A 20952-nucleotide genomic window follows, 5' to 3' on the forward strand; every position below is an offset into this window, starting at 1 on the left:
AGAAACTGGCCGTCCTGGCGCACGGTGCGCGGGTGCATGTCTTCGATCTTCGCCAGCGCGCCGAGGTTATCCGGCTGGGTGCGGGCCAGGGGCCACAGCGAATGCTCGCGGATGATGCGATTGCGCGGCAGGTCACGGGCCCGCGCCTCGTGTTCGCGCCAGGCGCACAGCTCGCGCAGCACGGCCAATTGGGCGCGGGACAGTTTCCAGGCGAGCTTGGCCTCGCGATAGACCTCGTACGGGTCGACTTCGCGACGCAGGTTGGCCACCAGTTCGGCGCCGTCCTCCAGGACCCAGCGGTATTTTTCATCGGAAAGCTTCGGGCGCAGCAGTACGAAAACTTCTGCCAGGTGCACGGCATCCTCTGCCGCGTAGCTGATCTGTGTCTCGGACAGGGGCCGTTGCAGCCAGTCGGAACGAGTCTCGCCCTTGGGCAACTCGATACCCAGCACTTCCTGCACCAGCCGCGAATAGCCCATGGAGAAACCCAGGTTCAGGTAGGCGGCGGCCAGTTGAGTATCGAACAGCGGCGCAGGCAGGCTGCCAGTCAGGCGCAACAGCACTTCAAGGTCTTCGCTGCAGGCGTGCAACACCTTGAGCACCGCCGGGTTTTCCAGCAGTGCGGCCAAGGGTTGCCAATTGTCGATGGTCAAGGGGTCGATCAGGTAGGCACGCTTGCCGTCGCCGATCTGCAATAAACCAGCAATAGGGTAAAAGGTGTCGACCCGCATGAATTCGGTGTCGAGGGCGACGAATGGCAACTGCTGCCACTCGGCGCAAAACTGACCGAGGCTATCGTTGTCGCGAATCCAGTGAATATCGATGGCCACACGGCTCTCCCTTGAAGAATGGCGCGCAGTATATATCGCCGCCGGCGATTGCGAGCATCCATAGAGCAGTAGCCTAAGAGAAATCGCCCACGAAAAAGCAAGAATAGTCCTACATCAGGACTTAACCGGTCTTACGTAATACATAAACACGCGTCAGCGCAAAACCGGGCAGGAAATCCTGATACCACAGCATGCTGAAACCGGCCTGGCGAAACTCGGCTTCGACATCGGCCTTGTCGGCCAGGCTTCGTTGCGGCGCCTGGCCGATCTTGAGGCGTCCTTCGATTTGCACCGAAACGATCACCGTGTCGCGACTGACCCGATGGAACTCACGCAACAACGCCAGGCGATGCTCGCTGGCGCTGACGTGGCGAAACAGTTGCAAACAGAAAATACAATCCACCGCGTTCGCCGACAGCCCAATCGTGAACGCCGAACTCGGGAAAGTCTTGACCCGTTGGAGCCACGCGCCGCCATGGTGGGTGAGCGCATGTTCGAGCATGTCCGGCGACGGGTCCGCCGCCAGGATCACCCGGTTCGCATGCTCGGCCAGCACCGGCCAGAACCGCCCCGCCCCACAGGCCACATCCAGCACCAACCCGGGCTCACCCGCCACCTTCAGGGCGTGGCGCACCATTTGCTCGTCGCGCCAGAACGCCAGGCGCAAGCGTCGAGGCGCCGGCCGGCAGCAGACCTGCGCATGTTCCTGATCATGCTGCCTGGCGAACTCAAGCTCGACGGCGGATGGGGGTAGCCCGGACATACCAACGGCTCTTGGTAAAGATGGGATGACAGGTTAACCAACCTCGCGTGAAAAAAAGGTCCACGCCATCACTCCCGCGCCAGGACACCGTCAATCACCGCGCCGCGACAGTTGGCGAACAAGTCCAGGTCCCGGTTGTAGACGTGGCTGTTGACTTCCAGCAGCCCGAGCATCGAGTGAAACAGGTTGTCCTGGCTCAAGGGCTTTTCCCGGCTCAGTTGCAGGCAATGGGTGTCAACCGAGAAAGACTTCTGATAGCTGTCGGAAAACCAGGCCAGCATCGCCACGTGTTTCTGTTGCTCCGGGGCGAGCATGTAGGGCGTGCCATGGAGAAACAGGTTGTATTCGCCCAGGGACTCGCCATGGTCCGACAGATACAGCATGGCCGTGTCGACCTTGTCCTGGTTGGCCCGCAGCAGATCGATCAGGGTCGACAGCACATGATCGGTGTACACCAGCGTGTTGTCGTAGCCGTTGACGATGCTCTCGCGGCTGCAATTGTTCAACGCGTTGCTTTCGCACACCGGGGTGAAATGCTCGTATTCCTTGGGATAGCGCTTGAAGTATTCCGGCCCGTGGCTGCCCATCTGGTGCAGCACCAGCACGGTGTCCTTGTCGAGCGTGTCGATGAAATGCTGCAGCCCCTGGAGCAGGATCTCGTCGCGGCACTCACTGTTGGCACACAGGGCCGGATCCTTGAGATTGCTGACATCCTGCAGCGTGACCCGATCACAGGTGCCCTTGCAGCCGGACTGGTTGTCCCGCCAGATCACCTCCAGCCCGGCGCGCTTGAGCACATCCAGCAAACCCTCTTCATTCCTGGCCATGCTGGCGTCGTAGTTCTTGCGCCCCATGTTGGAAAACATGCAGGGCACCGACACGGCGGTTTCAGTGCCGCAGGAATGCACGTCGGTGAAGGCGATCAGGCCGGCCTCTTTGTCCAGTGTCGGCGTGGTATCGCGGTTATAGCCGAGGATGCCGAAGTTCTCGGCCCGGGCACTCTCGCCCACCACCAGCACGGTCAGGGATTTGCGGCCGTGGGTTTGCCAGGCGGGGTTGCGACTCGCGTCCTCGCCCAGAGTGATAAACGGCTGCTTGGCCGACGCGACCTGCTCACGCAAGTAGCCGAGCGACGCACCGATGTAGTTGCTCGGCACGACCATCAAGCGCAACTCGTGGTGGTTGCGAAACAATGAAGACAGGCCTTGGTAGTTGGCCAAGGCGGCCATGCCAATCACTGCCGCCGAGGCCACGCCGACCAGCAACTTACTTAATAATTCTTTGGGCCAGCGACGGTAGTTGATCGGTGTCTTGAACAATAACCAGCAAGGCAAGACACCCAACAACCCAATATAAACAAATAACTTCAGCGACAACAGATCACGAACTTCCGTGGCATTGGTTTCAGCAAAGTTGCGCAACATGCCAGCGTCGATCAATACGCCGTATTGAGCCATGAAATACGCCACGCCAGCGCTGATCAGGAACAACAGCATCAGCACAGGCTTGAGCAGCGAACGGAAAGCCACGAGCGTCAACACCAGGTTGAACGCGCAGAAGATCATCAGGCCAAACACCACGCACATCAGTAGACCCTGAGCGTCAGCCGTGGTGATCGCCAGCAAGTGTTGCCAGAGCACGATGTTGAAGCCCACTAATAAAAAGGCACTGGCGGCCAGCGTCACCCACTCGGGGCGCACGGCTTTAATAGTCAGCATGATGATTGACGGTTTCCTGAAAGTTGCTTTTTAAAAAAGAAGGGCCGCAGGAAACGTGTGAAAAAATCGTTCCCTACGGCAACACAAACTTTAGGTAGCCCACCATCAATTTTTCGTGAAAAAGTTGCCACTAAATAATTATTTAAAAAACCCGCCGCCAGCCGGTTTCAAGCTTGATTCAGATACCAGCGCCAATCCTGCTCCCCGACTTCCCCCATGAATTGACGGTACTCGGCGCGCTTGACCGCCAGATAAACGCCAAGAAACTCATCGCCAAACGCTTCTCGCGCCCAGGCCGATGCCTCAAGGGCACGCAGGGTGGTGAGCCAGTCAGTGGGCAGCAACTCGGTCGCCTGGGCGTAGCCGTTGCCTTCGACAGGTTTCCCGGGATTGCACTGTTCACGGATACCGCGATGAATGCCGGCCAATATCGCCGCCGCCGCCAGGTAAGGGTTGGCATCAGCGCCGCAGATACGATGCTCGATGTGGCGCGAGAACGCCGGACCGCCGGGCACCCTCAGGCTCACGGTACGGTTGTCCACGCCCCAGGTCGCCGCCAGCGGTGCGTAGCTGTTGCTTTGGAATCGCCGGTAGGAGTTGGCGTTCGGACAAAACATCAACAGCGAATCGAGCAAGGTGTCGAGCATCCCACCCACTGCCTGGCGCAACAGCGGCGTGCCGTCGGCGGCTTCACTGGCAAACAGGTTGTGGCCATCGCGGTCCGCCAGGCTGACATGCATGTGCATGCCAGAGCCCGCCAAGTGATCGAACGGCTTGGCCATGAAGCACGCCTGCATGCCGTGCTTGTGGGCCACACCCTTGACCAGGCGCTTGTAGCGCACCGCTTCATCCATGGCTTGCAAGGCATCGCTGCGGTGTTCAAGGGTGATCTCCACTTGCCCCGGTGCGTATTCGGAAATGGCGGTCCGGGCCGGAATGCCTTGCAGCTTGCACGCAGCGTACAAGTCGGCCAGGAACGGCTCGATCTGCTCCAGCTCGCGCAAACCGTAGACCTGGGTGGCACGCGGTCTCCCACCGTCGGCGTCCCGCGCCGGCTGTGGCCGGCCATGGCTGTCGCGTTGCGCGTCCAGCAGATAGAACTCCAGCTCCGCCGCCATCACCGGGTAATAACCGTCGGCCTGCAAGGCCTCGATCACCTGGCTGAGCAGATAACGTGGATCGGCGATGGTCGCCGGCATGCCCTCCTGGGGATGCATGCTGACCTGCACGGCGGCCGTGGGCATCAATCGCCACGGCATGCGCTGCAAGCTGCCGCTGAGGGGATAGGCACGGCAATCGATGTCACCGACGTCCCACACCAGTCCGGAATTTTCCACATCATCGCCATTGACGGTCAGCCCGAGAATTGTACTGGGCAGTGGCCGACCACTTTCGAAGACCGCCAGCAGCTCGTCCCGATGCAACAACTTGCCCCGGGGCACACCGTTATTGTCGAGGATGAACAGTTCGAACAGTTCGATATCGGGGTTCTGGGCAAGGAACGCCTCGGCGTGTTGCACGGGTGCGAAAGAAATCTTGGCAAGGTTCATGAGAAGGCTCGTATTTCCATGTCGGACGGGCGACAAGGCGCCGTCAGTCTGTGCTCGCCATTGCGCGAGCACCGTGAGTGATCAACAGGTAATACGAATATCTGGAGGACGGGCGTGACGGCAATGCCAGAGCGCCCAGAAGGCCAGCTCGGAGGGCAACGCACTGAGGGTTGGGGCCATGGCAGGCGTGAACCTGCCGACCGGATCGACCGCGGCAGATGAAGGGTATTGGAATGCCAGGGGCCAACCGTCCATGAGCGCATCACAGGAAACACATCGGGCAAGCGTCCCACGACCCCCTGGGAGGTTAAACCTGGATTTGATGGAGCTTGGATCGCAGCGAACTAAACATAGATAAACCAAACAGTCGTTGATCGACACGTCGTGTTCCCTACATTATCTGTCCCGTTCCCGACCACGAAAGCGCCTGCCTGGCATTCTCTTGGCACGTTCGTTCCGTTAGGATCGTCAGCCTGGTTTGCGCAAAATCCGCGCAAGGAGCACAGCGAGAGACAGAACGGATGCTGAACAGTAACTCCCTCAGAAAGCTCGACATGCAAGACCTCATGGTGTTTAGCGCCGTGTACGAGCAAAGCAGTGTCACCGGCGTGTCCGAGGCATTGTGCGTCAGTCAGTCAACCGTCAGTTATTGCCTCAAGAAACTGCGAACCTGTTTCGAAGACGAGCTATTCATCAACACCCGCACCGGCATGCGCCCCACCTATAAGGCCGAGGGCATGTACGATCACGTGCGCGCCATTTTACAAAGCATCAACCTGTGCCATGCCGGAACACCAACTTTTGATCCGACGCGGCAAGCCATTACCTTCAATATTTGCGCACCGGAATATTTCGAACAACTGATCCTGCCACAACTGCTGCGAGGCTTCGATTATGCCAATCTGCCGGTGGCGGTGAACGTGCACAAGCTCGAAGCCGACATTCCCGCCGAAGAATTACGCGACGGCAGCCTCGACCTGGTGATCTGCTTCGGCCCGAACTTCCACAGCAACCATGCCGATTTCAAATCCCGGCAGTTGCTGGAGGAGGACCTGGTTTGTGTCGTGGATAAACGGGCAACGCCACTTGAGCCGCAACTGAGCCTTCAGTCTTTCGTACGGCGCCGACACGTGTTTCCGACGCCTTGGACGTCAGCGACCAACATGGTGGACGGTTGGCTGTCGCAGCAGGCGCATCAACGCCAGATTGCCGCTCGCGCCAATAGCTACGGCGCCGCACTGAAGATGATCACCGGCACCGACTTCATCCTCACCCTGCCCCGCCGCATCCAGAAACTGCTGGCCAACGAGGCGATTTTCAATCACCACGAAGTGCCCCAGGGCCTGCCGGGGTTTACCTTGAACATGCAGTGGAGCCTGGCCGTCGATCAGGACAGTGCCAACGCCTGGCTGCGCGAACAGATCATCAAGGCCTGCACCGTCCGCGACACCTGATCGTCATTGACCGATCAAGGCCTTGGCATACGGGCCTCGATCGATGTCGAGGATTTCCACGCACAGTTGCACGCTAACGTCGGCCGGCCATGGCCCCAGTTCCTGGATCACGGCCAGCAGGTTATCGGCCAGTTGTTTCTTGATTTCCGGCGAGCGGCCGCTCAGCAAGGCCAGCTTCACGTGCACGAAGCCCCGTTCGCCCAGCCCCGTGCCCACCCGGAAAGTCTCGAGCTTCACGGCACGGCTCTTGATGTCCAGCTCGGCGGCGAATTGACCGGAGGCCACCAGCGCATTGTTCAGGCGCAACAGTGCGACATCGGCCTTCAGCTCGGGCAGGTTGGCGGTGTACTCCATGTGCAGGTGAGGCATGTGTTCGACTCCGATTCGAAAATATGACGAGGTGGTTTCAGCCGCCACAACCTTACCTCGACTTTATTCTTTGGGGCAGGTTTTGTTTCGTCGTTTCACGGGCTCAAGGTTGCGCCGAGACAACGTGCTCGCCCATGAACGCCTCCAGCCGCGATCGCAACCAGCGTTCGGCCGGGTCACTGTCGACATGGCTCAGCCAGACCATGGACAAATCCAGGGTCGGGGTCTTGAAAGGAAAGGGTTCGTTGAACAGTTGGCCCGAGGCGGCCATGGCGACGGCAGTATAGTCTGGCAGGCTGGCGATCAGGTCAGTGCCGGCCAGCAACGCCGGCAATGCGCTGTATTGCGGCACCGACAGCACGACCTGGCGCGTGCGTCCGATCTCGGCCAGCCATTCATCGGCAAACCCGGCGACGTTCGCGGTATGGGATACCAGCACATGAGGCCGGGCGCAGTACTCGTCCAGGGTCAGTGGTGTGTCCGATGCATCGGCGCGCAACACGCGGGGCTGGATGTGTCGCAACAATTTGCGCTTGGCGTTGGCCGGCAGACCGCGCGTCTGGCTGATGCCCACGGTGATGTCGCCCGATGCCAGCAGATCGGGGATGCGCCAGTAATCGACGTGCTGGACCACGAACACGATGTGCGGCGCCTCTTGCCGCAGGCTGCTCAACAGGGGCGGCAGCAGGCCGAACTCGACGTCGTCCGACAGGCCGATACGAAACGTCATGGTACTGCTGGTGGGGTCGAAATCGTGGGTCAGGCTCAAAGCCACCGACAGCGAATCGAGCGCCGGTGATAGGTGCCGGATGATTTCCTCGGCCCGGGCCGTCGGCTCCATGCGGTGGCCGACGCGAATGAACAGCGGGTCGTTGAACATCTTGCGCAAACGATTGAGAGCCGAGCTGATGGTCGGCTGGCCCAAGAACAGTTTTTCCGCCACCCGTGTCACGTTACGCTCAAGCATCAGCGTTTCGAAAACCACCATCAGGTTGATGTCGGCCTTGCGCAATTCGTTGCGGTTCATTCACTGCCCTCGATCCCTTGATTGGCTGCAGTGTAGAAACGCCAAGGGTTGCGCGTCTATGCGCAAAAAGGCTCACTTCCCGATCGCGTGTTCTCATGCCAGCAATATTCGATAACCATTGGAAACGAATTTCCCGTAGCCAAAACCTCCCACTTGGCTAGGCTGGCAGCCACATGTCCAACGCATGTCTTGACTGAATGAATCGCAGGGAGCGAACCGATGTATTTTGAAATCTATCGACAGACCCGAGGCACCCCGAGCACCGGAAAAGGCCAATGGCGCTGGCGCTTGAGAGCCGGCAACCACGAAACGATCGCCAGCGGCGAATCCTATGTGAACAAGAGTGACTGCCTTCACGTCATCGGGCTGATCAAGAATGTCCAGGGCGAAACGCCGGTAAAGGAGATCTAACAGCGCCGCGTAGGCTCTGTAGGAGCTGGCGAAGCCTGCGATCTCTTGATCTTGATCTTTCGCCTGAGATTCAAGTGTCTGGGAAAAGATCGCAGCCTCGTTGCACTCGACAGCTCCTACACAGCGTCTATGGGCGCAGCCTTGCGGGAGCAATCTCCAGCACAGGTTCAGCTTTTTTGCTGTGACGAAGGTCATCCGGCAGGTAGGGTATGCGGACAAAAGCAGGAGGCTGGTGCAATGACTCGATCAATCCATAATCGCGACTGGCTGGTACGGGCGCCCGAATCGAGGAAAATGGAACGCATCGAGGCCTATTTCAGCGGGCATGGCTACACCACCCATCGCCACGACACCTACGCCATCGGAATCACACTTTCCGGCGTGCAGAGCTTCAACTATCGCCACAGCAAACGCCACAGCCAGCCCGGCGGCACCGTCGTCCTGCACCCGGACGAGGTGCACGACGGCGAAGCCGGGACGAGCGAGGGTTTTCGCTACCGGATGCTCTACATAGAACCGTCGTTGATCCAGCAAGTGCTGGGCGGCAAGCCATTGCCCTTCATCGAAGGAGGATTATCCAGCGACCCGCGCCTCAACATCGCCACCCGTCGGCTCCTGAAAGGCCTGGATCATCCCCTCGATCCGCTGGAGGAAGAGGACGCCATCTACGATGTGGCCCAGGCACTCGACATCGCGGCCGGCAGCCGGCGTGGACGGCGGCTGATCGACTACCCGGCGGCGGAGCGTGCCCGCCTGTTCATCCATGATGCCCTCCACAAGGCGATCACACTGGACGACCTGGTGCAGGCCAGCGGCAGGGACCGATGGAGCCTGTCCCGGGATTTCCGGGCACTTTACGGCACCAGCCCCTATCGCTACATCACCCAGCGCCGCTTGAACGAAGCCCGGTGCCTGGTATTGCATGGCATGCCGTTGAGCGAAGTAGCCCTGGCCTGTGGTTTTTTCGATCAGAGCCACATGACCCGACTGCACACCCAGGCCTTCGGTATTTCACCGGCACGCTGGCTGAAAATGCTGCGCTGAAGGCAGAGGCTGCGCACGGCAAAAAGCTGCACGATCATCCAATACGCACCCAGACTCCGACAGTAAGGTACAGCTCACCACCCACCTGAGGAGCATGCCTCGATGACCCACTACGCCCCCATCAACTTCGCTCAGAAATACGCACTGTTCCACGAACAATGGGCACCGAAAGTCGTGGCCGAAATGAATGACTACCAATTCAAGATCGTCCGACTCGAAGGAGACTTTGTCTGGCACACCCACGCCGACACCGATGAAACCTTCATCGTGCTGGAGGGCGAGTTGCGTATCGACCTTCGCGACGGTGCGGTGACCATAGGGCCGGGCGAAATGTACGTGGTCAAAAAAGGTGTCGAGCACAAGCCCTGCGCCGCACACGAAGTGAAACTGCTGCTGATCGAACCACGTGGCGTCCTCAATACCGGCGAGCAAACCAATGAGCGAACAGCGGTGAATGATGTGTGGATCTGACTGAGCCAGGCTCAATCGTATTCAGCCTCCTGGTGATCGCCCAACAACCGCCGCTGACGAGGTGTTGCGGCCGCCAGGACAGCAGGGTTGAACTGCCAGTGCAGATAGGGTGAGAACTTCTGCGCGACCATCCGCCGACCGTAGTGCACCTGGAGCATGTACCGCGTACGGTCGACGGTGCGGTTGTCGTTGCCGGCGTGCCATAACTCACTGCGCAAGATCAGCACATCGCCGGCCTGGCACAGCACCGGCTGCGCGGGGCGCCCTTGCCATTGTGTTTCGCCCTTCACTGGCGCGCGGCCGGCCTTGTGGCTGCCAGGAATCACCTGCGTCGGGCTCAAGTCGGCGTCGATGTCATCCAGGTAGAACTGCGCGGTAAACACCTGCATGGGCAGGTCGAAAGCCGGGTCGTCCAACAGCGTTGGCGGCAACGCCATCGCCAGGTAGTCCAGGTGCAACGGTGCCCCTGCGAAACCGGGATGGCAGCGCCAGGCCGTTTGGCCAATGACATGGCAATCATCGCCCAGGGCCGCCTCGGCCAGATCGATCACCCCGGCCACCTCCAGGAACGGCAGCCAGAATGGATCGCGATTGAACACACATTTGTAATGATCGATGACGCCACTGTAGTCCCAATGCCGGGGCTTCAACTGGTCGATGGCATGGCGTAGGTCGGCGATCTGCCGGGCATCCAACACATCGGGCATCAGGACGAAACCGTCCTGATGCAGGGCTCGCAAATGGTCGTCAGTAGACACGACACCACCTGCTTCAGGTGCGGAAGCGGCCGGTCAGTTCTGCCAGGTTTCTCGACAGGCTGGAAAGCTGTTGGCTGGCCTGCATGCTCTGGGCAGAATTGGATGCCGCCTCGTTGGACAGATCACGGATGTCAGAAATATTGCGGGCTATTTCCTCAGTGACGCTGCTCTGTTCCTCACATGCACTGGCGATTTGCGCGGCCATGTCGTTGATCCGCTGGATCGAACCGCCGGTACCGCTGAGCACCTGATCGACGCCCGCGGCTCGTTCGACACTGTCCCGGGCCTTGCTGCTGCCCACATGCATGGCTTGTACAGCCTTGGCGACACCGCTCTGCAACCGCTCGATGCGAACCTGAATGTCCTTGGTCGAGTCCTGGGTACGGGCCGCGAGCGCCCTCACCTCATCGGCCACCACGGCAAAACCACGGCCCTGCTCACCGGCCCGCGCGGCTTCGATGGCAGCGTTCAGCGCCAACAGGTTGGTCTGTTCGGCAATGCCACGGATCACCTCGAGCACTGCGCCAATACTGGAAGTTTCCTGGGCCAATGCCTCGATCGTGCCCGAGGCGCTTTCCACTTCCTGGGCCAACTGGCGAATCGACTCGATGGTGCTGCTGACCACCTCGGCGCCGTCACGAGACTGACTGCTCGCCTGTTGCGCGGCACCCGAGGCGTTCGCCGCGTTATGCGCCACTTCATGCACCGCTGCACTCATCTGGGTGGCGGCGGTACTGACCTGATCGAGCGCCGCATGTTCGCTGCTGATCAACCGGTCATTCGTCGCGGCCATATCGGCCATGGCACGCGCTGCGGAATCGACCTCCCCGGTCACTCGTCCAACTTCGGCGATCAGGGGCTGCAACTTGTCGAGGAAACGGTTGAAAGCACTGCCGAGCTGGCCCAGCTCATCGGCCGAGCGAACCTCGAGACGGCCTTTCAGATCGCCGCCGCCCTCGGCAATTTGCTCGACGCGGTGCAGCAAACGACGCATAGGGCTCAACACCACAAGCGGCAGAGCAACAAGCACAAGGATGCAACCGAGCAAGCCGATCAGCAGAATCGCGCCCTGGTGCACGCCGACTGCCTCGCCGTTTTCAATCGCGGCGTCGCCTTCGCGATGCGACGCTGCGTCTTCCAGCTCACCCAGCTTGTCGATAGAGTCGCGCATGGTTTCGAACAGGCGCTCACTGTCACCAAAACTCAGGGCGCTAGCGCCCTGCGGATCGCCTACAGACAGCTCGAGGACCCGCCGCGACACCTGCATCCATTTCCCGAAGCTGTCATTGAACTGACTGACCAACGCCTGCGCCTCGGCACCGGGCTGCATCGCGGCATATTTCTGCACGCGGTCATAAGCCTGCTTCGCATTCTCACCATGACTGGTGCTCAGCGCTTTCAAATGCTCGTTTGCATGACCATCCAGCAGGCTGCGCTCGGCAACGAAAGCCTGATAAAGATCACGGTCGGCGTTGAGCAACAGGCTGATCGCTGGCAGGTAACGTTTGGTCAGTTGCGTGCTCGATTCAGTCACCTGACCGATACCGCGCATACCCGCCCACCCCATCAGCCCCAGCAACACAGCCAGGAATGCGATCGGAAGGGTGATTTTCCAGCGAAAGCCCAGATCGGCAAAAAACCGCAGCATGGGGTGTCACTCCTTTCATTGGGATTAACTGACCTATCGGCAGCCATGCCTTGAGCTATAGACCATTAGTCTAATTGTTACAAAGCTTTGGGTCTGGCAGGCACCGGGGTTATGCAGGTCGCGGAGTGGGTTGGGCGGGATAAAAAAGGCGGGGGGAGGCAATAGCTGCGGGGAATTTTCTGACATTTCCCGCCCACATAATTTAGAGAATTTTCTGACTCATCATCTGATTGATGATTTCTCCAGCGAGGCCCTATAGTCCAAACGTCGTTCGTAAGAGCGGCTTGGGTTTGGCGACTCGATGACAAATGGTAAGAAGGTCCTCAATCAAATGGAGTTTGGAATGAATAGATACATGGCTCTTACCAGCAATGCCGACGATCAACCCCTCTTTGTCGATACCTCAGCGCCTTTGCACACCCTGCTCGACACGGCAGGCTATAGAATTCGCGCGGTTACCCAGCTTTTAGAGAACCTCGCCATGCGAGGGGACATTCCCAGCGACTCAGTGGTCCTTCAGGACTTTGCACAGCTGTGCTGCATTCCGTTGAGGGATGGTTGCGACGTGCTCGATGTCATCGCCCGACGCTTGGATGCGGAACCTGTCTAGGGATAATACTTGTCAGCTAGAGGTAAGGTCTGTGGGAGCAAAGCTTGCTCGCGATAGCGGTAGAGTCGCCAATATCGTTGTTAGCTGGCTTACCTCAATCGCGAGCAAGCTTTGCTCCCACAGGATTTACGCCAGACTGACAGATGACGAAAACGAAAAAGCCCCTGAAATGTTCAACCATTTCAGGGGCTTAGTCATACACAATAATGGCGGAGAGATAGGGATTTGAACCCTAGGTACTGTCGCCAGTACAACGGATTTCGAATCCGTCCCGTTCGGCCACTCCGGCATCTCTCCAGTGGCGCGCATCATACCAGCACATTCGCCGGAAGCGAACCCCCGAGCGAAATTTTTTCCGTGCTATCAGATGCTTGCGTCGATTACAGCGGCACACCCAGACGCTGGGCGACTTCTTCGTAGGCTTCGATGACGTCACCGAGGCCTTGGCGGAAGCGGTCCTTGTCCATCTTCTTCTTGGTGTCCTTGTCCCAGAGGCGGCAGCCGTCAGGGCTGAACTCGTCGCCCAGGACGATGGAACCGTCGCTGAACACGCCGAATTCAAGCTTGAAGTCCACCAGCAGCAGGCCGGCGTCGTCGAACAGCTTGGTCAGTACTTCGTTGACCTTGAGGGACAATTCCTTCATGCGGACCAGTTGCTCGGCGGTGCCCCAACCGAATGCCACGACGTGGGATTCGTTGATGAACGGGTCGCCCTTGGCGTCGTCCTTCAGGAACAGCTCGAAGGTGTAAGGGTTGAGCTTCATGCCCTCTTCCACGCCCAGGCGCTTGACCAGGCTGCCGGCGGCGTAGTTACGCACGACGCATTCGACCGGGATCATGTCCAGCTTCTTGACCAGGCATTCGTTGTCGCCCAGCAGCTTGTCGAACTGGGTCGGCACGCCGGCGGCTTCGAGCTTCTGCATGATGAAGGCGTTGAACTTGTTGTTCACCATGCCCTTGCGGTCCAGCTGTTCGATGCGCTTGCCGTCGAACGCCGAGGTGTCGTTGCGAAACAGCAGGATCAAGCGGTCAGCGTCGTCGGTCTTGTAAACCGACTTGGCTTTGCCGCGGTAGAGTTCTTCACGTTTTTCCATGATGGGCTCCGCTTGCTAAGTAGTGGGCTAGGCGATATGTCGCCAGTCGAGCCCTGAATCTTGATCGGCCAGTTGCAGCCAGTCCGGGTCGCACCCGAGGGTGTCGACAAAACATTGCCGGGCCAGCTGCGGCAGGTTGTTCTTGCTGCTCAGATGGGCCAGGACCAGGTGTTGCAGGCCTTGCCAGCCCAACTCGGCCACCAGGAACGCTGCCTGGTGGTTGTTCAAATGTCCGTATTCCCCGCCTACCCGCTGCTTGAGGAAGTACGGGTAGTAACCACGCGCCAACATGTCGCGGCAGTGGTTGGACTCGATCATCAACGCATCGAGGTCCCGGTAACTGTCCATCACCCTGTTGCAATACGACCCCAGGTCGGTCAGCAGCCCAAAACGCCGCTCGCCGTCACTGAACACATATTGCGTCGGTTCCCGGGCATCGTGCGCCACGCTGACCACGCTGATATCCAGGCAACCGATGCGCAGTTGCTCGCCACCGGCCACGAAGCCGGCCGGTTCGATGGGCTTGCGCAGGCCTTCCAGTGTGCCACGGCTCAGGTACACCGGCAGATTGTAGCGCCGAGACAGCAAACCCACGCCATGCACGTGGTCGGCATGTTCGTGGGTCACAAGTATCGCGCTCAGTTGCGCCGGGTGCACACCCAGGCGCAACAGGCGCTTCTCGGTTTCCCGCAGGGAGAAACCACAATCGACCAACACATACGTGCCGGCACTGGCTACCAGCGTGCCGTTCCCTTGGCTACCGCTGCCGAGAACGGCAAAACGCATCGGATCAGCCCAGGTTGTCCTGAATCAAGCCCAACACCTTGCGGGCCACATCGGCCGGCGCCACGGTGTTGATGTTCTTCTCGACGGTGACCTGGACGTTGTCGCCGACCTTGCTCAGGCGAACCTGGTAACGCTCGGCGCGGGCTTCGACTTCTTCCTTGTCCGGCTTGCTGCCGAACAGGCCACTGAAGAAGCCAGGCTTCTCGTCTTTCCTCTCGGCCTTCTCAGCGAGGTTGATGTAGTACAGGCCCAGGCTGCGGTTGATGTCTTCAACGCGCCATTCACCCTGCTCCAGCGCACGGCCAACGCTCGACCAGGCACGGTCCAGGTCGGAGCCGACGTTGAGCACCGGGTTGCCGCTGCCGTCTTCGCTCAGGCTGACGCGGCTCGGGGTGTCGTAGTCGCGGGTAGCCAGCATCGAAACCGAGCCGCCCTGCTCTGCGGTACGGCTCATGCTGGCAAGCATGTCGTCCACCAGGGCAGCGTCCAGGCCGGTATTGACCGAACGGTTGGTGAAGGCCACGTCGGCGGTGCTGCCGGCAGGCCGCTCGGCGCTGACCACATAGACTTCACTGGTGTTGCGCTGCACGCCTGGCTCGATACGCACCCGCACGCGGGTTTCGCTGTCGGCCGCGACACCGGCGGCGCTCATGCGCTTGGCCATGGCGGCGGACAGTTCATCGGCGCGCTGCCAGGTGGTGGTGAATTCGCCAGTTTGCGGGCGCTGTTCGTCCAGGCGGAAACCGTTGTCCTGGAAGAACTGGATCGCCACAGGCCAGACTTCGGCCGGTGGATGCTGGCCCATGACCCAGCTGGAATCGCCACTCTTCTGCCGGGTGTAGTCGCTGGCATCGGCCACGGCCGACAGCGGCTGTGGACGTGGGACGATGTATTCGCCCTTGACGCTGTCGTCGGCTACGTTGCGCGGGATCGGCAGCAGCGGATCCAGGCGCTTGGCAACGCTGACGTCTTGCGGCAGTTGCATCGGTGCAGTCTGTTGCGCCTGCAGGTAATCGCTACCACGGTCGCGGAAGTAACCTTCCGGCCCCCAGATCCATCCGCAGCCGCTGGTGCTGGAGATAATCAAGGCAAGTGCGGAAAGTCCGGCCATTCGCTTCATGCGTTGTACTTCCTCAATTAAACCAGGACGCCGGACTGGCGCATGGCCTGCCGCAGCGGTTCGTGACAGGGGGTGCTCAGCCAGGTCAGTGGCAGGCGGATGCCTTCGTGCATCAGGCCCATTTCAACCAAGGCCCACTTCACCGGAATCGGGTTGGCCTCGAGGAACAGGTTCTTGTGCAACGGCATCAGTTTTTCGTTGATGGCCCGTGCGGTCTCGGCGTCGCCCTTGAGCGCGGCCTCGCACAGGTCGGCCATTTCGCGCGGAGCAACGTTGGCAGTGACGGAGATGTTGCCCTTGCCTCCCAGCAGGATCAGCTCGACCGCGGTCGGATCATCGCCGGACAGCACGATGAAGTCCTTGCCCACGCCATCGAGGATGGCCTTGGCGCGCTTCATGTCGCCAGTGGCTTCCTTGATGCCGATGATGTTCGGCACGGTGGACAGGCGGATCACGGTCTCGGCCTGCATGTCGCAGGAGGTGCGGCCGGGAACGTTATAGAGGATCTGCGGGATGTCGACGGCTTCGGCAATGTGCTTGAAGTGCTGGTACAAGCCTTCCTGGGTCGGCTTGTTGTAGTACGGAACGACCAGCAGGCAGGCGTCGGCACCGGCTTCCTTGGCGTTGCGGGTCAGTTCGACGGCTTCGCGAGTCGAGTTGGCGCCGGTCCCGGCGATGACGGGAATGCGACCGTTGACCTGCTTGACCACGGCACGGATGACTTCGATGTGCTCATTGACGTCGAGGGTTGCCGACTCGCCGGTGGTACCGACGGCGACAATGGCATGGGTGCCGTTCTCAAGGTGGAAGTCCACGAGTTTGCTGAGGCTGGCCCAGTCAAGATGCCCTTGTGCATCCATGGGTGTGACCAGTGCCACCATACTGCCCGCAATCATGAAACCGCTCCTGCCGGAAAAAGAGAGCGGTAATGGTACTGGCGCCAAGATGCTTGTACAAGCGAACTACCATTCCCCTTGGCGATGGTTTTCGCTACCCTTCAGGCTTTGATCGGTACCGACAAGCTCATACGCCGGTTTCCAGCCTCCGTTTTCGACGCCACAAGCCCCGATCCCGGGTTTGTCCTGGTGCGTTCCTGCTGTCGTGGAATGCAGCGCAACCCCGGGCACAAGGCTTGAGCCGTTCGTTTTTCCGGGCCTGGCGCTGTGTCGAGCGGCAAAGGTACCGACCGCTCATCGCTTTAGGAATGCTGCATGTCCACCCCCACAGTCCGCGAACAATTCCTTGTTATCAGTGCCCTTGGCGCCAACCCCATGGAGCTGACTAACGTCCTGTGCCGCGCCAGCCATGAAAATCGCTGCGCCGTCGTGACCTCACGCCTGACCCGTCATGGCGAATGCAGTGCCCTCGTGCTCGAGATCTCCGGCAGCTGGGACGCCCTGGCTCGCCTGGAAGGCAGCCTGCCGGTGCTGGCCAAGAAGCATGCCTTCACCGTCAACGTGGTGCGTAGCGCCGCCCTGGAGAACCGTCCCCAGGCCCTGCCCTACGTGGCCTATGTGAGCTCGGCCTACCGCCCGGACATCATCAACGAGCTGTGCCAGTTCTTCATGGACCACCACGTCGAGCTGGAAAACCTGACCTGCGACACCTACCAGGCCCCGCAGACCGGCGGCACCATGCTCAACGCCACGTTCACCGTGACCCTGCCCGCCGGCACCCAGATCAGTTGGCTGCGCGATCAGTTCCTGGACTTCGCCGATGCGATGAACCTGGATGCCCTGATCGAACCGTGGCGCCCACAAAACCCAATGTAAGGAAGCGTTCATGGCCGTTGCCGTCGACCAGCCGGTTACCGATTTCCAGGCACCCGCCACCAGCGGGCAGACCATCAGCCTCGCCGCCCTCAAGGGCAAGCAGGTGGTGATCTACTTCTACCCCAAGGACAGCACCCCGGGCTGCACCACCGAAGGCCAGGGTTTTCGCGATCAGTACGCGCAGTTCCAGGCTGCCAACACCGAAGTGTTCGGCATCTCCCGGGACAGCCTCAAGTCCCACGAGAACTTCAAATGCAAGCAGGAGTTCCCGTTCGAGCTGATCAGTGACAAGGACGAGGCCGTCTGCCAGCTGTTCGACGTGATCAAGCTGAAAAAGCTCTATGGCAAGGAATACCTGGGGGTTGATCGCAGCACATTCCTGATCGACAAGAACGGCGTGCTGCGCCAGGAATGGCGTGGTGTGAAGGTGCCGGGGCATGTGGATGCGGTGTTGGCGGCGGCTCAGGCCCTCAACAAGGGCTGAAATTTTCGCTGCCTGTCCTGGCGCTATCGCGAGCGAGCTCGCTCCCACAGGGATTTGATTAACACCACCAATCCAGTGTGGGAGCGAGCTTGCTCCGGGCGGCGTTCCGACGATGGGGCCACAAGCCCCACCCCATAAGCTACAACAACGGCGCCACCACCGGCTCCTTGCTCGGCCACGCATCCAGCACCGCCTTGAACAGCGTCGCCAGGGGTATCGCAAAGAACACCCCCCAGAACCCCCACAGCCCGCCAAACAGCAGCACCGCACAGATGATCGCCACCGGATGCAGGTTCACCGCCTCGGAGAACAGCAGCGGGACCAGCACGTTGCCGTCCAGCGTCTGGATGATCCCGTAGACCGCCATCAGGTAGATGAACTGATCGCTCCAGCCCCACTGGAACAGCGCAATCAAGGCCACCGGCACGGTCACCACCACGGTGCCAACATAAGGCACTACCACTGAGATGCCCACCAGCAGCGCCAGCAAGGCGGCGTAATTGAGTCCCAGGGCGACGAAGCCGATGTAGGTCACGCCGCCGCAGATGAAAATCTCGATGACTTTGCCGCGAATGTAGTTGGCGATCTGCCGATTCATTTCCTGGGCCACCCGGGTAATCAGCGCCCGCTCACGCGGCAGGTAGCCACGGACCCAACGCCCGATCATTTCGCGGTCCTTGAGGAAGAAAAACACCAGGATCGGCACCAGCACCAGGTAGATCATGATGTTGACCAGAAGCGGCAGGCTGGACAGCGAAAACGTCAGTGCCCACTGGCCGAACTTGCCGATCTGGCCGCGCACGACTTCAATGGCTTGCAACACCTGCTCGTCGGACACCAGGTGCGGATAACGCTCGGGCAACAGCAACAGCACGGACTGCCATTTGGCAAGCATCCCCGGCAACTCGTTGAAGAGCGTCACCAACTGGTGCCAGAGCAGCGGCACGATCACGATTATGAACACCAACAACAAGCCCATGAACAGGGCGAACACCAAGCCCACCGCCGCCGCACCCGGCAACCGCAAGCGCTCCAGGGTCGTGACCAACCCTTGCATCAGGTACGCCAGCACCATCCCCGCCAGCACCGGCGCCAGCATGCCGCCCAGGGTGAGCACGGCGGTAAAGGCCAGGAACAGCAGCACTGCCAGGACTACAGCCTCTTCATCGGAGAAGTAGCGCTGGATCCAGTCGCGTAACACTTTGAACATTAAAAATCCTTAAGAGACGCTGTCGGTTTTCAGGCCTTTTTCAGCCAGTAACGGTAGACGCCGTTATCGTCTTCTTCACGCAGCAGCGTATGACCGGCCAATCGGGCGAAGGTGCGGAAATCACGCTGGGAGCCCGCATCCGTGGCGATCACCTTGAGCACGCTGCCGCTGGCCAGGCGATTGAGTTCCAGCTTAGCCTTGAGCAACGGCAACGGACAGTTCAGGCCGCTGGCGTCCAGTTCGGCATCGTGGGCTACAGCATCAGTCATGGGTTCACTCCGCAGCAGATCGTTGAGCGGCCTAGAATATCTGGTCCCGGGCCCGGTGTCCGGCTACAGTAAGGTCTTTGTCGACTAAGGCTTCGTGCATGACATTTCTGCGCCCCACCCTGCTGACGCTCGCTTGCCTGCTTGCCTCACCGGGCTTCGCCGACGACCTGCCGTCACTTGGCGACGCCAGTTCTGCCATCGTCTCGCCAGAACAGGAGCACCAACTGGGCCGCGCCTGGTTGGCCCTGCTGCGCAGCCAGGTTTCACAGCTCAACGATCCACAGCTCAAGGACTACGTCGAATCCAGCGTCTATAAACTGGTGGAAACCAGCCAGGTCAACGACCGGCGCCTGGAGTTCATCCTGATCAACAGCCCGCAGCTCAACGCCTTCGCCGCACCAGGCGGAATCGTCGGGGTCAACGGCGGCCTGTTCCTCAATGCACAGACCGAAGGCGAATACGCCTCGGTCATGGCCCACGAACTGGCGCATTTGTCACAACGCCACTTCGCCCGCGGCGTCGAAGCCCAGCAGCGCATGCAGGTACCAATGATGGCCGCGCTGCTGGCTGGCATCGTGATTGCCGCCGCCGGTGGCGGTGACGCCGGGATCGCGGCCATCGCCGGGACCCAGGCCGCGGCCATCCAGGAACAACGGCGTTTCTCGCGCCAGAACGAACAGGAAGCCGACCGCATCGGCATCCAAAACCTGGAAAAGGCCGGCTACGACCCGCGGTCCATGCCGACCATGTTCGAGCGTCTGATGCGCCAGTACCGGTTCGACGCCAGGCCCCCGGAGTTCCTGCTGACTCACCCGGTAACCGAATCCCGGATCGCCGACACCCGCAACCGCGCCGAACAGGCCAAGCCGGGCGGTATCGAGGACAGTGTGCGCTATCAACTGATTCGCGCTCGGGTCCAGTTGACCTACGAAGAAACCCCGGGCCTGGCCGCCAAGCGCTTCCGGGCGCAGCTGGATGAGAACCCGAAGAACGACGTGGCGCGCTATGGCCTGGCAATCGCGCAGATCAAGGGCGGCCAGTTGAACGAAGCACGGGAAAACCTCAAGCCGTTGCTGGCCAAATCGCCCAACGAGATCATCTACAACCTCGCCCAGGTGGACCTGGACATCACCAACAACAAACTGGCCGACGCTCAATCGCGCGTCGAGCGGATGCTGAGCCAGTACCCGGGCAACTATCCGCTCAACCAGGTACGCGTCGACCTGCTGCTCAAGCAGAACCGCCCCGCCGATGCCGAGAAGGCCCTGGAATCCTTGCTCAAGACCCGCCCGGACGATCCGGACGTCTGGTACATGGTGGCCGAGACCCGCGGGCTGTCGGGCAATATCATCGGCCTGCATCAGGCTCGTGCCGAGTACTTCGCACTGGTAGGCGACTACCGTCAGGCCATCCAGCAACTGGACTTCGCCAAACGGCGCGCCGGCACCAACTTCCCCCTGTCGTCACGCATCGATGCCCGGCAGCGGGAGCTCATGGAGCAGGAACGCATGGTCAAGGACATGATGGGCTGAGCATTCGCCAGGCAAAAAAAACGCCTCTTTCG

Annotated in this window: 22 protein-coding genes, 1 tRNA gene and 1 pseudogene; 8 read left to right on the forward strand and 16 right to left on the reverse strand. The window is 60.3% G+C overall.

What is annotated here, in order from left to right; all coding sequences use genetic code 11:
- The 4 genes from rnd to CFII68_RS14320 form a co-directional block, all read right to left on the reverse strand.
- Positions 1-830 (reverse strand): ribonuclease D (gene rnd, locus CFII68_RS14335; RefSeq protein WP_018606811.1); only part of this gene is annotated, 830 nt, incomplete at its 3' end.
- 121 nt (positions 831-951) lie between these two features.
- Positions 952-1593, reverse strand: coding sequence for a class I SAM-dependent methyltransferase (locus CFII68_RS14330; protein WP_018606812.1), 642 nt, complete (start codon positions 1591-1593; stop codon positions 952-954).
- A 68-nt stretch (positions 1594-1661) separates the two neighbouring features.
- Positions 1662-3311 (reverse strand): phosphoethanolamine transferase, encoded by a 1650-nt coding sequence (locus CFII68_RS14325; protein WP_018606814.1) that lies wholly within the window; start codon positions 3309-3311, stop codon positions 1662-1664.
- A gap of 167 nt (positions 3312-3478) precedes the next feature.
- The gene (locus CFII68_RS14320; RefSeq protein ID WP_177325045.1) at positions 3479-4846 is read right to left on the reverse strand and encodes a glutamine synthetase family protein; all 1368 of its coding nucleotides are present in this window, start codon (positions 4844-4846) and stop codon (positions 3479-3481) included.
- 536 nt (positions 4847-5382) lie between these two features.
- On the opposite strand from CFII68_RS14320, the gene CFII68_RS14315 reads away from it, so the two are divergent.
- The gene (locus CFII68_RS14315) at positions 5383-6315 is read left to right on the forward strand and encodes a LysR family transcriptional regulator (RefSeq protein ID WP_018606817.1); all 933 of its coding nucleotides are present in this window, start codon (positions 5383-5385) and stop codon (positions 6313-6315) included.
- A 3-nt stretch (positions 6316-6318) separates the two neighbouring features.
- Here CFII68_RS14315 and CFII68_RS14310 read toward each other — a convergent pair whose 3' ends face one another.
- Positions 6319-6684, reverse strand: a complete 366-nt coding sequence (locus CFII68_RS14310) for a 5-carboxymethyl-2-hydroxymuconate Delta-isomerase (protein WP_018606819.1) — start codon at positions 6682-6684, stop codon at positions 6319-6321.
- A 103-nt stretch (positions 6685-6787) separates the two neighbouring features.
- A complete protein-coding gene (locus CFII68_RS14305; protein WP_018606821.1) occupies positions 6788-7711 on the reverse strand; it encodes a LysR family transcriptional regulator in 924 nt (307 codons plus the stop codon).
- Positions 7712-7930: 219 nt separating this feature from the next.
- On the opposite strand from CFII68_RS14305, the gene CFII68_RS14300 reads away from it, so the two are divergent.
- The 3 genes from CFII68_RS14300 to CFII68_RS14290 all read left to right on the forward strand — a co-directional run bounded on the left by CFII68_RS14300 (position 7931) and on the right by CFII68_RS14290 (position 9637).
- The gene (locus CFII68_RS14300; protein ID WP_014337049.1) at positions 7931-8122 is read left to right on the forward strand and encodes a DUF1508 domain-containing protein; all 192 of its coding nucleotides are present in this window, start codon (positions 7931-7933) and stop codon (positions 8120-8122) included.
- Positions 8123-8359: 237 nt separating this feature from the next.
- Complete coding sequence (locus CFII68_RS14295) at positions 8360-9166, forward strand: AraC family transcriptional regulator (protein ID WP_033062629.1); 807 nt, start codon at positions 8360-8362, stop codon at positions 9164-9166.
- 102 nt (positions 9167-9268) lie between these two features.
- Positions 9269-9637, forward strand: a complete 369-nt coding sequence (locus CFII68_RS14290) for a cupin domain-containing protein (RefSeq protein WP_018606825.1) — start codon at positions 9269-9271, stop codon at positions 9635-9637.
- An 11-nt stretch (positions 9638-9648) separates the two neighbouring features.
- Here CFII68_RS14290 and CFII68_RS14285 read toward each other — a convergent pair whose 3' ends face one another.
- The 3 genes and pseudogenes from CFII68_RS14285 to CFII68_RS28205 form a co-directional block, all read right to left on the reverse strand.
- Positions 9649-10395, reverse strand: a complete 747-nt coding sequence (locus CFII68_RS14285; RefSeq protein WP_018606827.1) for a phytanoyl-CoA dioxygenase family protein — start codon at positions 10393-10395, stop codon at positions 9649-9651.
- Positions 10396-10408: 13 nt separating this feature from the next.
- The gene (locus CFII68_RS28200) at positions 10409-11197 is read right to left on the reverse strand and encodes a methyl-accepting chemotaxis protein (protein WP_371103545.1); all 789 of its coding nucleotides are present in this window, start codon (positions 11195-11197) and stop codon (positions 10409-10411) included.
- Positions 11198-11266: 69 nt separating this feature from the next.
- A pseudogene (locus CFII68_RS28205) lies at positions 11267-12043 on the reverse strand (MCP four helix bundle domain-containing protein); the annotation flags it as partial.
- Between the two features lie 343 nt (positions 12044-12386).
- Here CFII68_RS28205 and CFII68_RS14275 point away from each other — a divergent pair.
- A complete protein-coding gene (locus CFII68_RS14275; RefSeq protein ID WP_018606831.1) occupies positions 12387-12653 on the forward strand; it encodes a hypothetical protein in 267 nt (88 codons plus the stop codon).
- A 207-nt stretch (positions 12654-12860) separates the two neighbouring features.
- Here the strand turns inward: CFII68_RS14275 and CFII68_RS14270 are convergent.
- From CFII68_RS14270 to dapA, 5 genes are all read right to left on the reverse strand, one after another.
- A tRNA-Ser gene (locus CFII68_RS14270) sits at positions 12861-12950 on the reverse strand.
- Between the two features lie 83 nt (positions 12951-13033).
- Positions 13034-13747: a phosphoribosylaminoimidazolesuccinocarboxamide synthase gene (gene purC, locus CFII68_RS14265; protein ID WP_018606833.1), complete on the reverse strand. Its 714-nt coding sequence runs from the start codon at positions 13745-13747 to the stop codon at positions 13034-13036.
- 27 nt (positions 13748-13774) lie between these two features.
- Entirely contained in the window at positions 13775-14533 is a 759-nt protein-coding gene (locus CFII68_RS14260) for an MBL fold metallo-hydrolase (RefSeq protein ID WP_018606836.1), read from the reverse strand.
- Positions 14534-14537: 4 nt separating this feature from the next.
- Positions 14538-15653: an outer membrane protein assembly factor BamC gene (bamC, locus tag CFII68_RS14255; RefSeq protein ID WP_018606839.1), complete on the reverse strand. Its 1116-nt coding sequence runs from the start codon at positions 15651-15653 to the stop codon at positions 14538-14540.
- 17 nt (positions 15654-15670) lie between these two features.
- The gene (gene dapA / locus CFII68_RS14250) at positions 15671-16549 is read right to left on the reverse strand and encodes a 4-hydroxy-tetrahydrodipicolinate synthase (RefSeq protein WP_018606842.1); all 879 of its coding nucleotides are present in this window, start codon (positions 16547-16549) and stop codon (positions 15671-15673) included.
- Positions 16550-16864: 315 nt separating this feature from the next.
- Here dapA and CFII68_RS14245 point away from each other — a divergent pair, with 315 nt between their 5' ends.
- A complete protein-coding gene (locus CFII68_RS14245; protein ID WP_003184325.1) occupies positions 16865-17425 on the forward strand; it encodes a glycine cleavage system protein R in 561 nt (186 codons plus the stop codon).
- 10 nt (positions 17426-17435) lie between these two features.
- Positions 17436-17909, forward strand: a complete 474-nt coding sequence (locus CFII68_RS14240) for a peroxiredoxin (protein ID WP_018606850.1) — start codon at positions 17436-17438, stop codon at positions 17907-17909.
- Between the two features lie 139 nt (positions 17910-18048).
- Here CFII68_RS14240 and CFII68_RS14235 read toward each other — a convergent pair whose 3' ends face one another.
- Entirely contained in the window at positions 18049-19119 is a 1071-nt protein-coding gene (locus CFII68_RS14235; RefSeq protein WP_018606852.1) for an AI-2E family transporter, read from the reverse strand.
- Between the two features lie 29 nt (positions 19120-19148).
- Positions 19149-19388, reverse strand: a complete 240-nt coding sequence (locus CFII68_RS14230; RefSeq protein WP_014337032.1) for a sulfurtransferase TusA family protein — start codon at positions 19386-19388, stop codon at positions 19149-19151.
- A 98-nt stretch (positions 19389-19486) separates the two neighbouring features.
- Here CFII68_RS14230 and CFII68_RS14225 point away from each other — a divergent pair, with 98 nt between their 5' ends.
- Positions 19487-20920, forward strand: a complete 1434-nt coding sequence (locus CFII68_RS14225) for a M48 family metalloprotease (RefSeq protein ID WP_018606854.1) — start codon at positions 19487-19489, stop codon at positions 20918-20920.
- The last annotated feature ends 32 nt before the right edge of the window (positions 20921-20952 follow it).

The sequence above is a fragment of the Pseudomonas sp. CFII68 genome (assembly GCF_000416195.1).
In the GTDB taxonomy this organism is placed as follows: domain Bacteria; phylum Pseudomonadota; class Gammaproteobacteria; order Pseudomonadales; family Pseudomonadaceae; genus Aquipseudomonas; species Aquipseudomonas kilonensis.